Consider the following 14,059-nt stretch of genomic DNA (forward strand, 5'->3'; position numbering starts at 1 on the left):
CGCACCGACGGAGTCGCTGTCCACTCCCGACTGGTTCAAGACAGCGGTGTTCTACGAGGTGCTGGTCCGCTCGTTCCGGGACTCCAACGGCGACGGCACGGGCGACTTCCGGGGGCTGACCGAGAAGCTCGACTACCTGCAGTGGCTGGGCGTCGACTGCCTGTGGGTGCCGCCGTTCTTCACCTCGCCCCTGCGCGACGGCGGGTACGACGTGGCCGACTACACCGACATCCTCCCGGAGATCGGTACCGTCGAGGACTTCCACCACTTCCTCGACGAGGCCCACCAGCGCGGCATCCGCGTGATCATCGACTTCGTCATGAACCACACCAGCGACGCACACCCGTGGTTCCAGGCCAGCCGCTCCGACCCCGACGGGCCCTACGGCGACTTCTACGTCTGGTCCGACACCGACGAGCTCTACGAGGAGGCTCGGATCATCTTCGTCGACACCGAGCCGTCGAACTGGACCTGGGACCCCGTGCGCCAGCAGTACTACTGGCACCGGTTCTTCAGCCACCAGCCCGACCTCAACTTCGACAACCCGAAGGTGCTGGAGGCGATGCTGGAGGCGATGGCGTTCTGGCTCGACATGGGCCTGGACGGGTTCCGCCTCGACGCCGTGCCCTACCTCTTCGAGCGGCCCGGCACCAACGGGGAGAACCTCCCGGAGACCCACGAGGCCCTCAGGGCCGTGCGCAGGTTCGTCGACACGAACTACCCCGGTCGGGTGCTGCTCGCCGAGGCCAACCAGTGGCCCGCCGACGTCGTCGACTACTTCGGCGACTTCGAGGTGGGCGGCGACGAGTGCCACATGTGCTTCCACTTCCCGGTGATGCCGCGCATCTTCATGGCGGTGCGCCGCGAGTCGCGTTGGCCGATCTCGGAGATCATGGAGCAGACCCCGGCCATCCCCGACCGCTGCCAGTGGGGCATCTTCTTGCGCAACCACGACGAGCTCACGCTCGAGATGGTCACCGACGAGGACCGCGACTACATGTGGGCCGAGTACGCCAAGGACCCGCGGATGAAGGCCAACATCGGCATCCGCCGGCGGCTGGCGCCCCTGCTCGACAACGACACCAACCAGATCGAGCTGTTCACCGCACTGCTGCTCTCGCTGCCCGGCTCGCCGGTCCTCTACTACGGCGACGAGATCGGCATGGGTGACAACATCTGGCTCGGCGACCGAGACGGCGTCCGCACGCCGATGCAGTGGACTCCGGACCGCAACGCAGGCTTCTCGGCCGCGACGCCCGGCAAGCTGCACCTGCCGGCGATCCAGGATCCTGTCTACGGCTACCAGAGCGTGAACGTCGAGGCACAGCTCGAGAACGCGTCGTCCCTGCTGCACTGGACCCGACGGATGATCCACGCGCGGCGCGGCCACCCAGCGTTCGGTCTCGGCAGCTTCACCGATCTCGGCGGCAGCAACGCCACTGTCTTGTCGTATGCCCGCGAGCACGTGACCGACGCGGGCACCGACGTGATCGTGTGCGTCAACAACCTGTCGCGGTTCGCCCAGCCGGTCGAGCTCGACCTGCGCCGGTTCGAGGGGATGGTGCCGATCGAGCTGCTCGGCGGCGTGACCTTCCCGCGCATCGGCGAGCTGCCCTACCTGCTCACGCTCGGCGGCTACGGCTTCTACTGGTTCCGGTTGACCCGCCCCGACGAGGAGTCGACGACGCCGTGACCCTTCCCCTGCACGACCTCAAGACGTTCATCGAGTCGGCCCGCTGGTTCGGCGGCAAGGGACGCGACTTCGAGGTGACGAGGGTCCGGCGACTGGGCTGGGTGGAGACCGGCACGGTGGCCCGCGCCTCGATCGAGCTGGTCACGCTCACCTACGACGACTCGAGCGAGGAGCTCTACCAGCTGCCGCTGGCCTACTACGCCGAGCGCCAGGACCGGCTCGACCATGCCTTCGTCGGCTGGTGGGAGGAGCCCGAGCTCGGCGGTTTCGTACACGCGTACGACGCGGTGCACGACCGCGACGCGATGGCGGGCTGGCTGAGGTCCTTCGACGAGGCCGCGAGGGGCGACGGGGTCTCAACGAGCTCGACCACCCTGCGCTGGCACCGGCTTCCCGGCTACGACCTCGACACGGAGGCCCACTCGACGCTGTTCTCAGGCGAGCAGTCGAACTCCTCGATGGCCTTCGGCGACGACGCGCTGCTGAAGGTCTTTCGCAAGGTGACCCCTGGCCTCAACCCCGACATCGCCGTGCATCGGGTGCTGACCGAGGCGGGGTCGGACCACGTGGCGCATCTGTACGGGTGGCTTGAGGTTCGTGGTTTCGAGACAGGCGCTAGCGCGCCTTCCTCAACCAGCGGGGACGCTGGCGCGCCTTCCTCAACCAGCGGGGACGCTGGCGCGCCTTCCTCAACCAGCGGGGACGCTAGCGCGCCTTCCTCAACCAGCGGGGACGCTGGCGCGCCTTCCTCAACCAGCGGGGACGCTGGCGCGCCTTCCTCAACCAGCGGGGACGCTGGCGCGCCTTCCTCAAGCGAGGAACAGCCGCTGCAGCTGGCGATGCTGCAGCAGTTCCTGCGCACGGCGACCGACGGGTGGGACGCGGCACTCTCCAGTGTGCGCAACCTGTTCGCGGAGGCCGACCTGCACGCCGACGAGGTCGGTGGGGACTTCGCCGCCGAGGCAGCGCGGCTCGGCGAGTCGCTCGCAGACGTGCATCGGGCGCTGGCTTCCCACTTCCCCAGCTACGTGCGCACGGCGCAGCAGCAGGCCGACCTGGCCACGGAGATGGCAGCCCGGCTCGACGCCGCAGTAGAGGTGGTGCCCGAGCTCGCGCCGTACGCCGCGGGTCTGCGAGCCAAGTTCGCCGCTGCGGCCGACGTGCCCGACGTCGTGGTCCAGCAGGTGCACGGCGACCTGCACCTCGGTCAGACGCTGCGCACCGTCAAGGGCTGGAAGATCGTCGACTTCGAGGGCGAGCCGGCCAAGCCGCTGGCCGAGCGCGTGCTGCCGGACTCCCCGTGGCGAGACGTGGCCGGCATGCTGCGCTCCTTCGACTACGCACCGCGCGTGGCCGAGCGACAGGCCGACACCACCGACGACACCGGTGCCGAGCAGCGCGCGTTCCGGGCTGCGGAGTGGGCCGCGCGCAACTGCTCGGCGTTCCTGGCCGCCTACGTCGGCGACCGCGGGCTGACAGCTGACGAGCAGACCCTGCTCGACGCCTATGTCGCCGACAAGGCCGTCTACGAAGCGGTCTACGAAGCACGCAACCGGCCGTCGTGGGTACCCGTCCCGTTGACCGCGATCGAGCGGCTGGCGGGCTAGATGGGTCTCGACAAGCTCGACCGACAACAGGGAGGTCACCATGGCTGTCATTGAGAAGACCGCACAGGAGCTGGAGCTGCTGGTGCACGGTGGCCACGGCGACCCGCACTCGATCCTCGGGGCCCACCTGGGCGAGAGCGGCGTCACCGTGCGTGTGTTCAAGCCGTTGGCCAAGACGGTGCGAGTGCGGTACGGCACCGACGAGGTCGTCGAGCTCGACCACGAGTACTCCGGGATCTGGGTCGGCGAGCTGCCCATCGACGACGTGCCCGACTACCGCGTCGAGGTCGACTACGGGCAGGGAGCGATCACCCGCGACGACCCCTACCGGTTCCTCCCCACCCTGGGCGAGGTCGACCTGCACCTGATCAACGAGGGCCGTCACGAGCAGCTGTGGACCGTACTGGGCGCCCATCGCCACCACTACGAGGGACTGGGCACCGCGCCCGTGGACGGCACGTCGTTCGCGGTGTGGGCGCCATCGGCCAAAGGGGTGCGGATCAAGGGCGACTTCAACAGCTGGGACGGCCGCGAGCACCCCATGCGCCAGCTCGGCGAGTCGGGGGTGTGGGAGCTGTTCGTGCCCGACGTCGGCAACGGCACGAAGTACAAGTTCCTGATCCTGGGCGCCGACGGCCAGTGGCGCGAGAAGGCAGACCCGATGGCCTTCCACACCGAGACTCCCCCGGCGACCTCGTCGGTCGTCTTCGAGTCGTCGTACTCCTGGGGTGACGATGACTGGATGACCCACCGCGGCGACCGCCCTGCGGTGCACGGGCCGATGTCGGTCTACGAGATGCACCTCGGATCGTGGAAGAAGCACTGGGGCGGCGAGGCCTACACCTACCAGCAGATCGCCGACGACCTGGTGCCCTACCTGACCGACCTCGGCTTCACCCACGTGGAGTTCCTGCCGGTGATGGAGCACCCGTACGGCGGCTCCTGGGGCTATCAGGTCACGTCCTACTTCGCCCCGACCGCGAGGTTCGGCGACCCCGACGGGTTCCGCTACCTCGTCGACCGGCTGCACCAAGCCGGCATCGGCGTGATCGTCGACTGGGTGCCGGCGCACTTCCCCAAGGACACGTTCGCGCTGTCCCGCTTCGACGGCACGCCGCTCTACGAGGACCCCAACCCCTCGCGCGGCGAGCACCCCGACTGGGGCACCTACGTCTTCAACTTCGGCCGCCGGGAGGTACGCAACTTCCTGGTCGCCAACGCGCTGTACTGGCTCGAGGAGTACCACGTCGACGGACTGCGCGTGGACGCCGTCGCCTCGATGATCTACCTCGACTACAGCCGCGAGGCCGGCCAGTGGCAGCCGAACGTGCACGGCGGTCGCGAGAACCTCGAGGCCGTGCAGTTCCTCCAGGAGATGAACGCGACGGTCTACAAGCGGGTCCCCGGCGCGATCACCATCGCCGAGGAGTCGACCAGCTGGGAGGGCGTCACCCGACCAACCGACTCTGGCGGGCTCGGCTTCGGCTTCAAGTGGAACATGGGCTGGATGCACGACACCCTCGGCTACTTCCAGCGCGAGCCCGTGCATCGCTCCTGGCACCACAACGAGCTCACCTTCGCGCTGGTCTATGCCTGGGCGGAGAACTTCTGCCTGCCGATCAGCCACGACGAGGTCGTCCACGGCAAGGGCTCCCTGCTGCGCAAGATGCCCGGTGATCGCTGGCAGCAGCTGGCCAACGTGCGCGCCTTCTTGGCCTACATGTGGGCCCACCCGGGCAAGCAGCTGATCTTCATGGGCGCCGAGTTCGGCCAGGAGTCGGAGTGGGCTGAGGCCCGCGAGCTCGACTGGTGGCTGCTGGAGCACTCCGAGCACCGCGGTGTGCACGACCTGACCCGGGACCTCAACCGCGCCTACGTCGACTCGCCCGCCATCTGGTCGCGCGACGACGAGGCGGCGTCCTTCGAGTGGATCAACGCCAACGACGCCGGACGCAACGTCTTCTCCTTCGTCCGCCACGGCCGTGACGGCGACCCCGACCTGGTCTGTGTCGCCAACTTCGCCGCGGTCCCTCACGGCGACTACCGACTCGGTTTGACCTCCGCGGGCACCTGGGAGGAGGTCGTCAACACCGACGCCGCGACCTACGCCGGCTCCGGCGTCGGCAACCTCGGCTCGATCGAGGCGGTCGAGGGCGACCACGACGGACAGCCCGCCCACGCCACCCTGGTCCTGCCGCCGCTCGCGACGGTGTGGTTCCGCAAGAGCTCCGGCTGACGTTCCGGGCCACCTCGGCCCAACTCCCGAGGCCCGAGGTGCCGTCGTACCGGGATTCGTGCCGGGGTGGCCCGTACCTCAGGGGCTGTGGATGACGGGCACGTCGCGTCTCCTGGATCGCCTACGAAGGCGTGATGCCACGCAAGGTCGACTAGGCGAGTCGCTTCCAGTTCTTCAGGGAGGCTGCCTTCGCGATCGTGCGCAGCCGAGGCGTCGGCGCCTTGAGCCGGCGCGCCATCGCCGAGGAGCTCGGCACCTCTCGCAACAGGATCGACGACCTTCTCCGTGCCGAGGCAGACCTGAGGGTGCTGGCGGCAGGCGAGGTGAAGAGCCGCCGGGCCGCGGGCCGGTTCAACCTCCGCCAGGGTGAGCCACCCGATGCGGCGACCCGGCTCGTCCGCAGCCTGATGCCCGACACCCCGGATCGCATCGACGAGGAGCTCGTCTGGCCGCGGTTGCTGATCGAGGGTCCCAGAGTGCCACCAGGCCTCGGGAGCAGTGACGACCCCGACGGGCCGCTCTGGGCGCGCTACCAGATCGCCCAGCGTGGGTATGTCTTCGCCCCGCGCGTCGATGACGCGCCCGCCGACGTCACCCAAGCCAACCCGTCAGACCCGTTGGCCGACCCGTTGGCCGACCCGTTGGCCCACCATCGCGTCGAGCGCGAGGAGATCGTTGCCGCCCGCTTGGACCTCGCGCTCGAGCTGCTCGGGCTCGACCCCGAGCAGTGCGCCCAGCAGCATCCGCGTCTGCGAGCCATCGTCGACGGCACGACGCTGGCCGTGTGCCTCGGCCGCCTGGCCCCCCAAGAAGCGGTCGCTCTCGTCCGCGATCACCTCTCGGTGCTGGCAACCGCGTCGAGACCACCCGGCTAGGGTTCGACTCGTGCCCCTGGACAGCCCCGTCCCCGAGCAGCCGACGCTGACTGACGGCGTGGTGACCCTGCGGCGCTGGTCGGCCGAGGACGTCGACGAGGCCGTCGCCGGGCACGACGAGGTGATCGCGCACTGGTTCGGCTGGCCGGTCGACGGAGTCACGCCCGAGCGCATGCGGGCAGCCATCGAACGCTGGCACACGGCCTACGACGAGGGGCGCAGCGAGGTCGCGTTCGTCGTGGAGGCCGAGGGCAAGCTGGTCGGCAACGTCGATCTGCGTCGACGCGCCGACGGCGTGGGGGAGCTGTCGTGGCTGTTGTTCCAGGGTCAGCGCGGGCGCGGGTTCGCCACTCGCGCGGTGCGGATGATGGCCGACTACGCGCTCTCCGAAGAAGGCCAGGGAGGCCTGGGCTACTGGCGGGTCGAGGCCAAGGTCGAGCCCGACAACCATGACTCGCTGCGGGTCGCCACGCGCAGTGGGCTCAGGCGCGAGGGCGTGCGCCGGGTCGAGCGGGGTCGCGGGGACCGCGAGGAGACCACGTCGTACGTCGTGCTGGCGCGGCTGGTCAGCGACCCGCCGCTGACCGAGCCCGAGAGCTTCCGGGCGTTGCTCAACTCGTTCCTGCCACGCAAGCGCGCTATCGGCCAGCTCCTGGTGCGCGACCGCGATCGACGGGTGCTGCTGTGCCAGCTGACCTACAAGCGTGACTGGGACCTCCCGGGTGGGGTCGTCGAGGTGGGCGAGTCGCCGCGCCTGGCCGTGGGCCGCGAGATCGAGGAGGAGCTGGCGCTCCAGATCGAGCCAGGCAGCCTGCTGCTGACCGACTGGCTGCCGCCCTGGGGCGGGTGGGACGACGCGGTGTGCCTCGTCTTCGACGGGGGCCAGCACGACGCAGCGATCCTGGCCGAGATGGTGACCCAGCCGCGCGAGATCCGCACCGCCGAGTTCTGCACCCTGGACCAGGTCGAGGAACGCTGCGCCGACTTCACCGCCAGACGGATCAGGGCTGCGCTGGCCGCTGCCGACTCGGGCGTGCCCGGGTACACCGAGTCCGGTAGGTGACCCCGGAAGTCCGACCTGCCCCTGGCGGCTCCAGCCGTGCTTGGATGCCTCATGGTCACCTTCGTCTACGACTTCGCCCAGGGCAACAAGGACCAGAAGGACCTTCTCGGAGGCAAGGGAGCCAACCTTGCCGAGATGACCAACCTCGGGCTGCCCGTGCCACCCGGGTTCACGATCTCGACCGAGGCGTGCCGGGCCTACCTCAAGAACGGCGGCGAGCCCGAAGGCCTCGCCGACGAGGTCTCGGCGCACCTGACCTCGCTCGAGAAGGCGATGGGGCGCAGCCTCGGCGCCCCGGGTGACCCGCTGCTGGTCAGCGTGCGTTCGGGCGCCGCTGCCTCGATGCCCGGCATGATGGAGACCGTTCTCAACGTCGGTCTCAACGACGAGTCGGTGCAGGGCCTGGCTCGCAGCAGCGACAACCCGCGCTTCGCCTACGACTCCTACCGCCGGTTGCTGCAGATGTTCGGCAACACCGTTCTCGGCATCGAGGGCGAGACCTTCCGCGACGCGCTGGACGACCTCAAGAAGGAGCGCGGCACCACCGCTGACACCGACCTCGGCGTGGAGGACCTGCAGGAGCTGATCGAGACCTACAAGACGATCATCGAGAAGCACACCGGCCGGTCGTTCCCGCAGGATCCGCGCGAGCAGCTCGACCTCGCGGTCCGGGCCGTCTTCGACTCCTGGAACACCGACCGGGCCGTCCTCTACCGCCGCCAGGAGCAGATCGCCGAGGACCTCGGCACGGCCGTGAACATCCAGGCGATGGTGTTCGGCAACTTCGGCATGGACTCCGGGTCGGGTGTCTGCTTCACCCGCGACCCGGCGAGCGGCGACCAAGGCGTCTACGGCGACTACCTCCAGAACGCGCAAGGTGAGGACGTCGTCGCCGGCATCCGCAACACGGTGTCGCTCGCCGACATGGCTGAGGTCGACAAGAAGTCCCACGACGAGCTGCTCGGCATCATGTCCAAGCTCGAGCAGCACTACCGCGACATGTGCGACATCGAGTTCACCGTCGAGCGCGGCAAGCTCTGGATGCTCCAGACCCGGGTGGGCAAGCGGACGCCCGAGGCGGCCTTCCGGATCGCCGTGCACATGGCCGACGAGGGCCTCATCGACATGGACGAGGCGCTGCGCCGGGTCACCGGCGAGCAGCTGGCCAACCTGATGTTTCCGCGCTTCGACGAGAAGGCCGAGCGCACGCTGCTGGCCAAGGGCATGAACGCCTCACCTGGCGCCGCCGTGGGCAAGGCGGTCTTCGACTGGGCGACAGCCGTCGAGTGGGCCGAGCGGGGCGAGGACGTCATCTTGGTCCGCAAGGAGACGACCCCCGACGACCTGCACGGGATGATGGTGGCCCGCGGAGTGCTCACCAGCCGCGGCGGCAAGACCTCCCATGCTGCCGTGGTGGCGCGCGGCATGGGCCGGACCTGCGTGTGCGGTGCCGAGGCTCTCGAGGTGGACGCCCGTGAAGGCGAGTTCGAGGTGAGGGGCGGGCCGACCGTCCGCGAGGGCGACGTCATCTCCATCGACGGCTCGACGGGTGAGGTGTTCTTGGGAGCCGTGCCGGTGACACCCTCCGACGTGGTGCGCTACTTCGAGGGCGACGACGTCGACCAGCCCCTCGTCCAGGCCGTCACGCGGCTGATCGAGCACGCCGACAAGGCCCGCCGGCTCAAGGTCCGCACGAACGCCGACACCGCCGAGGACGCCGCACGGGCTCGGCGCTTCGGCGCCCAGGGCATCGGCCTGTGCCGCACCGAGCACATGTTCCTCGGTGACCGGCGTCAGCTGGTCGAGAACCTGATCGTGGCCGAGGACGAGGCGGGCCAGGAGGCCGCCTTGGCGGAGCTGCTCCCCCTCCAGCGCGAGGACTTCACGCGCATCTTCGAGGCCATGGACGGACTCCCGGTCACGATCCGGCTGATCGACCCGCCGCTGCACGAGTTCCTGCCCGACCTGACCGAGCTCTCGGTCAAGCTGGCCCTCGCCGACTCGCGCGGGCACCGCAAGAAGCGGGACCGCAAGCTGCTCGCCGCGGTGCAGCGCCTGCACGAGCAGAACCCGATGCTGGGGCTGCGGGGTGTGCGCCTCGGCATCGCCATCCCCCACCTGTTCACCATGCAGGCCCGGGCCATCCTCGAGGCCGCCGCGGCCCATCTCAAGCGTGGCGGCCGCGCCGAGCCGGAGATCATGATCCCGCTGGTCGCCTCCGTGCGAGAGCTCGACATCGTGCGCGGCCAGATCCAGGAGATCGCCCGCCAGGTGCAGGAGCAGCAGGGCATCGAGATCCCGCACCTGATCGGCACCATGATCGAGCTGCCGCGCGCCGCGCTGACCGCCGGAAAGATCGCCGGGTCGGCCGACTTCTTCTCCTTCGGCACCAACGACCTGACCCAGATGACGTGGGGTTTCTCGCGCGACGACGTCGAGGCCTCGTTCTTCTCGACCTACCTCGAGCAGGGGATCTTCCCCGTCTCACCGTTCGAGTCGCTGGACACCGAGGGGGTCGGCGCACTGGTCCGCACGGCCAGCGAGTCCGGCCGCGAGGTGAACGCCACGCTCAAGCTCGGAGTCTGCGGCGAGCACGGCGGCGACCCCGCCTCGATCCACTTCTTCGAGTCGGTGGGTCTGGACTACGTCTCCTGCTCGCCGTTCCGGGTGCCGGTGGCGCGGCTCGAGGCCGGCCGGGCCGCGCTCGGCTGAGCCGTCCGCCGGCTCCCTGTGGCGCTCGTCAGAACAACGCGGACGCGAGGTTCTGCCTGGCCTTGACGACGCGCGGGTCGGCGTTGCCGACGGCCGCGAACAACCCCAGCAGGTGCTCTCGCGCCTTGTTGCGATCGGCGTCGGAGGTGCGGCGTACGACGTCGATCAACCGGTTGAACGCGTCGTCCACGTGACCGCCGAGCATGTCGAGGTCGGCGACCAGAGTCTGCGCCTCGACGTCGTCGGGGTTGGCGGCTGCGGTCTCGCGAGCGGCGGTGAGGTCGACGCCCTGCGTGCGCCGGAGCACCTTGGCCATCGCCAGACCGGCTGCCGCCTCGATGTCGGCCGGGTTGGCGTCGACGAGCTTTTGGTACTCGGCCACGGCACGCTCGAGGTCACCGTCGCCGAGCGCGTCCTGGGCGGCCGCGTAGCGCGGGTCGAGGACCGGCTCCTGGCCTTCGTCACCCCCGACGGCGGGGGCGCCGGCCGAGCGAGGCTGGTGACGCCCGGTGATGCCCTGGGCGGTGAGCTGCTGACCGAGCTGGTTGAACAGCACCCGCAGCTCGTCGAGCTTGAGCAGGCCGGGGATGGGTTGGGTGGCCGGCCGTCCGTCGAGCAGCACGAACAGCATCGGGACCTGCGGGATCTGCATGGCCTGGGCGATGGCCGGCGTGGCGTCGATGTCGATCAGGCCGGCCAGGAACCGCCCGTCGTACTCACCGGCGACCGTCGCGACGTCGCGGGCCATGTCCGCGCTCTCGGGCGCCTGCGCCGTCGAGTAGAAGACCAGCACCACCGGAGCGGTCATCGAGGCCTCGAGCAGCGACTGGAAGTTCTGCTCGTCGACGTCGAGCGCGTAGGCGGACGTGCCCGCGGTGGCGGTGCCTGCGCCTGGCTGCGCGGCCCCCGCGCCAGCCGGCTGCTGGGGCCGCTTCAGGCCGGAGAGGTCGATCGCTCCAGGACGGGAGAACGGCTGCTGCGTCATGTCGCTATCTTCTCGAACCCGCCCTGGCCCACCAACTCGCGAGAGCCGGCATGTGGGTCAGAGCTCCGGCCCGTCGGGCTCGACGACGTGCATCGCGGCTTCCTCGGCCGAGGCGCCAGCGCCGTCGATGCCGACGTCGGTGGCCCAGTCCTCGGAGTCGATGTCCTCGTGGGAGCCCTCGTCGGGCGCCACCAGCCGGCCGGCCCGCCGGTCGCCGACCTCGCCGTCGTCGAGGAAGTCGTCGTCCTCCTCGGCGTAGGGGTCCGGCTCCGGCTCCTCCTGCGCAAGCCTCATGTCGAGGGTCTCGCCGAGCTCCTCCTCGAGCGGGGTGTTGCCCCAGCCCTCGGCGACCGACCACTTCTCGGGCGGTGAGTAGCCCTCGTCGAGCGGGTCGAGGAGACCGCGGTTGTCGGTCATGCTGTCGCCGTCGCCTTGCGGCTGGTCCTCGTCATCGACGCTGTAGCCGCCGTAGATCTCGCTGTCGCTCTCGCTCATGGCTCCGACACTAGAGCGCCCATCCAGCGCGCGCGCATGCGGCTGGGCCCGAGCGTGCCGCCACGCGGCCTCAGAACCTCGCCGGCTCCCGGTACTCGCCCCACTCGGCGCGCAGCGCGTCGCAGATCTCGCCGAGGGTTGCCTCGACACGGACGGCGTCGAGCATGCTCGGGATCAGGTTGGCATCGGTGCGGGAGACCTCGACCATCTGCTCGATGGCTGCCTTGACCGCCACGTCGTCACGATGGGTACGGCGCTGCGCGAGGAGGCGGACCTGCTCGACCTCGACCTCGTGGGAGACCCGCAGGATCTCCAGGTCGTGCGTCACCGACTCCGGGTTCACGTTGACGCCGACGACCTTCTTCTCGCCCTTCTCCAGGGCGACCTGGTAGGCGAAGGCCGCGTCGGCGATCTCGGACATGAACCAGCCCTCCTCGATACCGCGCAGGAGGCCCTTGGTCACCGGCTTCTCACCGTTGCGCGTGGCCACCGACAGCTCGGCGCTGTCGGCGTGGGTGAGGGTGCTGCCGCCCATCGCCAGGATCTTGTCGAAGATCGCGTTGGCCTCGGCCTCGATCTGGTCGGTGAGCGCCTCGACGTACCACGAGCCGCCGAGCGGGTCCGCGACGTTGACGACGCCCGTCTCCTCCATGATCACCTGCTGGGTGCGGAGCGCAATCTCGGCTGCCTGCTCGCTCGGCAGGGCCAGGGTCTCGTCGAGCGCGTTGGTGTGCAGCGAGTTGGTGCCGCCGAGCACGGCGGCGAGCGCCTCGATGCCCGTGCGCACCACGTTGTTGTAGGGCTGCTGGGCGGTGAGGCTGACGCCGGCGGTCTGGGTGTGGAACCGCAGCCACTGCGCCTTCTCCGAGGTCGCGCCATAGACGTCTCGCATCCAGCGCGCCCAGATCCGGCGTGCGGCCCGGAACTTGGCGATCTCCTCGAAGAAGTCGACATGGGCGTCGAAGAAGAACGAGAGCCCAGGGGCGAACGCGTTGACATCGAGCCCTCGGGACAAGCCGAGCTCGACGTAGCCGAACCCGTCGGCCAGCGTGAAGGCCAGCTCCTGCGCCGCCGTCGACCCCGCCTCGCGGATGTGGTAGCCGGAGACCGAGAGCGGCTTGTAGTCGGCGATGTGCTCGGCGCAGTACTCCATCAGGTCGCCGATCAATCGCAGGTGCGGCTCGGGCCCGAAGAGCCACTCCTTCTGGGCGATGTACTCCTTGAAGATGTCGGTCTGGAGCGTGCCGTTCAGGACACCCGTGTCGACGCCCGCGCGCTCGGCCGCGACCAGCATCATGCAGAACACCGGCACGGCCGGACCGCTGATCGTCATCGAGGTGGTCACGGAGCCGAGATCGATGCCGTGGAAGAGCCGCTCCATGTCGGCCGCGGAGTCGATGGCCACGCCACAGTGCCCGACCTCGCCGAGCGACTTGGGATCATCGGAGTCACGGCCCATCAACGTCGGCATGTCGAAGGCGACGCTGAGGCCGCCACCGCCACGCCCGAGGATCATCCGGTAGCGCTCGTTGGTCTGCTCGGCGTTGCCGAACCCGGCGAACTGCCGGATCGTCCACGTGCGCCCGCGGTAGCCCGTCGGGTAGAGCCCACGCGTGAACGGGAACTCCCCCGGCCACTCCGAGTCGTCGGTCCCGTACGCCGGTTCGACGACCATCCCCGACAGCGTCGTGAAGTCCGCCTCGCGCGTGCGAGACGCGTCATAGCGGGCCTGCCACCGGGCGCGTGCAGAGCTGTCGTCGGTCGAGCGTGCAGAGCTGTCGTCGGTCGAGCTTGTCGAGACCATAGGAAGATAGTAGGACGTCCAACTAGTTTTCGGTGACTCGGCGCGTCCACCGGTAGATCTGCCCGTCGCGCACCTCGACGTCGGTGGGCGGCCTGGCACCGTGCGCACGCAGGTGGTCGAGGACCTTCGTGCGACCCCGTAGGGACACCGCGCCGTCCTCGAAGTGCAGGTAGGGGTGGAGCAGCGGCCGGAGCTCGCCGTACTCCCCGGCGTCGAGGAACCCGTACGCCGCCATGGCCGGCTCGCGCATCTCCGGCAGGTCGTGCAGCATCTTCGGGGTGCACATGCGCCATGCGTCGGTGACCAGCTCGCGCATCTCGGCGGTGTCGAGGCGGTCGAGGTGGGCGCAGACCCACTGGTAGCGCAGGTCGGACTCGCCCGGCAGGTAGAACGTCTCGGGGTTCGAGGCGACCAGTCCGTCGCGCTCGGCCTTGGGGAAGCCGAACCCCATCTCGGTCTCGTCGTGAGAGAAGGCGACGTAGACGATCTGGCCGACTCGCAGCTTCCAGCGGCCGCGCACCTGCACCTCGTAGCTGCGGGGCAGCGCCAGCCCCACGCGACGAACGGCGTCGGCGTCGGTCATGGGTGC

General features: G+C 69.5%; 10 protein-coding genes. 6 read left to right on the forward strand and 4 right to left on the reverse strand.

The window, feature by feature from the left end:
- The first annotated feature begins 16 nt into the window (after window positions 1-16).
- The 6 genes from treS to ppdK all read left to right on the forward strand — a co-directional run bounded on the left by treS (window position 17) and on the right by ppdK (window position 10,186).
- Complete coding sequence (gene treS, locus ISU10_RS06970; RefSeq protein ID WP_194695736.1) at window positions 17-1,693, forward strand: maltose alpha-D-glucosyltransferase; 1,677 nt, start codon at window positions 17-19, stop codon at window positions 1,691-1,693.
- Window positions 1,690-3,300 (forward strand): maltokinase N-terminal cap-like domain-containing protein, encoded by a 1,611-nt coding sequence (locus tag ISU10_RS22915; protein WP_370864886.1) that lies wholly within the window; start codon window positions 1,690-1,692, stop codon window positions 3,298-3,300. Before treS ends, ISU10_RS22915 begins: the two co-directional genes overlap by 4 nt.
- A 40-nt stretch (window positions 3,301-3,340) precedes the next feature.
- A complete protein-coding gene (glgB, locus tag ISU10_RS06980) occupies window positions 3,341-5,536 on the forward strand; it encodes a 1,4-alpha-glucan branching protein GlgB (protein WP_194695656.1) in 2,196 nt (731 codons plus the stop codon).
- A gap of 197 nt (window positions 5,537-5,733) precedes the next feature.
- Window positions 5,734-6,411, forward strand: coding sequence for a hypothetical protein (locus ISU10_RS22920; protein ID WP_228499942.1), 678 nt, complete (start codon window positions 5,734-5,736; stop codon window positions 6,409-6,411).
- A 10-nt stretch (window positions 6,412-6,421) separates the two neighbouring features.
- Window positions 6,422-7,474, forward strand: coding sequence for an NUDIX hydrolase (locus tag ISU10_RS06985; RefSeq protein ID WP_370864889.1), 1,053 nt, complete (start codon window positions 6,422-6,424; stop codon window positions 7,472-7,474).
- A gap of 51 nt (window positions 7,475-7,525) precedes the next feature.
- Window positions 7,526-10,186, forward strand: coding sequence for a pyruvate, phosphate dikinase (gene ppdK, locus ISU10_RS06990; RefSeq protein ID WP_194695658.1), 2,661 nt, complete (start codon window positions 7,526-7,528; stop codon window positions 10,184-10,186).
- Between the two features lie 28 nt (window positions 10,187-10,214).
- Here the strand turns inward: ppdK and ISU10_RS06995 are convergent, their stop codons facing one another.
- From ISU10_RS06995 to ISU10_RS22925, 4 genes are all read right to left on the reverse strand, one after another.
- Window positions 10,215-11,171, reverse strand: coding sequence for a tetratricopeptide repeat protein (locus ISU10_RS06995; RefSeq protein WP_194695659.1), 957 nt, complete (start codon window positions 11,169-11,171; stop codon window positions 10,215-10,217).
- 57 nt (window positions 11,172-11,228) lie between these two features.
- Window positions 11,229-11,666, reverse strand: a complete 438-nt coding sequence (locus ISU10_RS07000; protein ID WP_194695660.1) for a DUF5709 domain-containing protein — start codon at window positions 11,664-11,666, stop codon at window positions 11,229-11,231.
- 70 nt (window positions 11,667-11,736) lie between these two features.
- Window positions 11,737-13,470 (reverse strand): coenzyme B12-dependent isobutyryl-CoA mutase large subunit, encoded by a 1,734-nt coding sequence (gene icmA, locus ISU10_RS07005; protein WP_194695661.1) that lies wholly within the window; start codon window positions 13,468-13,470, stop codon window positions 11,737-11,739.
- A 22-nt stretch (window positions 13,471-13,492) separates the two neighbouring features.
- Window positions 13,493-14,053, reverse strand: coding sequence for an MmcQ/YjbR family DNA-binding protein (locus ISU10_RS22925; RefSeq protein WP_228499944.1), 561 nt, complete (start codon window positions 14,051-14,053; stop codon window positions 13,493-13,495).
- Window positions 14,054-14,059 lie beyond the last annotated feature (6 nt).

The sequence above is a fragment of the Nocardioides agariphilus genome (assembly GCF_015352445.1).
GTDB lineage: Bacteria > Actinomycetota > Actinomycetes > Propionibacteriales > Nocardioidaceae > Nocardioides > Nocardioides agariphilus.